This window comes from Nocardia carnea, from assembly GCF_029868855.1.
In the GTDB taxonomy this organism is placed as follows: domain Bacteria; phylum Actinomycetota; class Actinomycetes; order Mycobacteriales; family Mycobacteriaceae; genus Nocardia; species Nocardia carnea_A.
The window spans coordinates 1-2,078 of the sequence record NZ_JARWOV010000335.1 but is presented as its reverse complement, the minus strand read 5'-3'; the positions used below and the strand labels follow the sequence as shown (position 1 = coordinate 2,078).

General features: G+C 72.4%; 1 protein-coding gene. It reads left to right on the top strand.

The window, feature by feature from the left end:
• Window positions 1-209 precede the first annotated feature (209 nt).
• Window positions 210-1,880 (top strand): acyl-CoA synthetase, encoded by a 1,671-nt coding sequence (locus tag QH195_RS33955; RefSeq protein ID WP_280438414.1) that lies wholly within the window; start codon window positions 210-212, stop codon window positions 1,878-1,880.
• The last annotated feature ends 198 nt before the right edge of the window (window positions 1,881-2,078 follow it).

Below are 2,078 nucleotides of genomic sequence, written 5' to 3'. Positions count from 1 at the left end.
CCCCCCCTGGGGCGGGGGCCCCGCGCGCCCCTGGGGGCCGGCGCGCCCCCCCGCGCCCCGCCCCCCCCCCCGCGGGCGCCCCACGCCCCGCCCGCCCGCCCAAGACCGCATCCGGCCGGCGGCCCAGCCCGCCGCCGGCAGCCCAGCAGAATCTCTCCGGACCTGATCCGGCCTGCGCCCCCATGCAGGAGACGACCGAGGAGCCACCGTTGCCCCCATCTTCCGTGACCGGATCGGAACCGCAGTTCACGCTCGTATCCGCTGCCGATACCGTCGCCGCCGTGATCCCGGAACGGGAACTGATCGTGCAGGGCGAGCGCCGGCGCACCTACGCGGAGGTCGCCGACCGTTCCCGGCGCCTGGCGGCCTATCTGCACGCCCGAGGGCTGGGATGCCGTACCGAACGGCCGGATCTGCCCGATCACGAGGCCGGCCAGGATCTCCTGGGCATCTACGCCTACAACGGGCCCGAATTCGTCGAGAGCATGATCGGTGCCTTCCGTGCCCGGGTGGCGCCGTTCAATGTCAACTACCGCTACGTCGAGAACGAATTGCATTACCTGCTGGCCGATTCCGGCGCGACTGCGCTGGTCTATCACGCCGCGTTCGCGCCGACACTTGCCGAAGTGCTGCCGGAGCTGCCCGGGCTGAGGGTGCTGATCCAGATCGCCGACTCGTCCGGTAACGAGCTGCTCGACGGCGCCGTCGACTACGAAACGGTGCTCGCCGCCACCGAACCCGAACCGCTACCGGTCGAACCCTCTCCGGACGACCTCTACGTGCTCTACACCGGCGGCACCACCGGGATGCCGAAGGGTGTGCTGTGGCGCCAGCACGATATTTATATGGGAGCCTGCGGTGGGCGTGACGCCGGCAGCGGTGCCACCATCGCCTCCTACGACGAAATCGCGGAACGGGCGCGCGCCAATCCGGGGATGAAACTCATGGTGATTCCGCCGTTGATCCACGGTGCGGCGCAGTGGGCGGTACTCACGGCCATGACCACCGGCCAGACGATCGTGCTGCCCTCGGTCATCGACCGAATCGACGCCGACGAAATCGTGCGCACCATCGAGCGGGAGAAAGTGGCGGTCGCCATGGTGGTCGGGGATGCGATGGCGCGCCCGGTCCTGGCCGCCGTGGAGGCCGGTACCGCGGATACGTCATCGATGGTGGCGCTCGCCAACGGTGGCGCCGTGCTCAGCCCGGCAGTCAAAGAACGCTGGATCGCGGCTGTGCCGGGGCTCGCGGTACTCGACGGTGTCGGTTCCTCGGAGACCGGCTCGCAGATGCACCATGTGTCAGCCGCCGGATTCGTCTCGACCGGAAAGTTCTCGGCGGGCGCCGATACCCGGGTGGTCGCCGAGGATCTCGGCTCCGTCCTCGAGCCCGGCCACGACGGGATCGGCTGGCTCGCACAACGCCGGTTCACTCCGCTCGGCTACAAGGGTGATGAGAAGAAGACCGCCGCGACGTTCCCGGTGATCGACGGCGTGCGCTACGTCCTGCCCGGCGACCGTGCCCGTCTCCTCGCCGACGGCTCGGTCGAACTGCTGGGCCGCGACTCCATGACCATCAACTCCGGCGGCGAGAAGATCTTCGCCGAGGAGGTGGAGATCGCGATCTCGTCGCATCCGGCCGTGGCCGATGTGCTGGTGGTGGGCCGCCCGAGCGAGCGCTGGGGTCAGGAGGTGGTGGCCGTCGTCGAACTCGTCGAGGGCGCCACGGCCGGTGCCGACGAGTTGATCGCCCATGCCGGGCAGTCTCTCGCGCGCTACAAACTTCCGAAAGCCGTGGTGTTCCGTCCCGAGATCATGCGCAGTCCCGCGGGTAAAGCCGACTACCGCTGGGCCCGCGAGCAGGTGGCAGGCCAGGCCTGACCGCCGCGGGGGGGGGGGGGGGCGGGCGGGGCGGCGGCGGGGGGGGGGGGGGGGGGGGGGGGGGGGGGGGGGGGGGGGGGGGGGGGGGGGGGGGGGGGGGGGCGGGGGGGGGGGCGGGGGCGGGGGGGGGCGGGGGCGGGGGGGGCGGCGCGGGGGGGGGGGGGGCGCGGGGGGGGGGCGCCGGACCGCGCCGGCGAG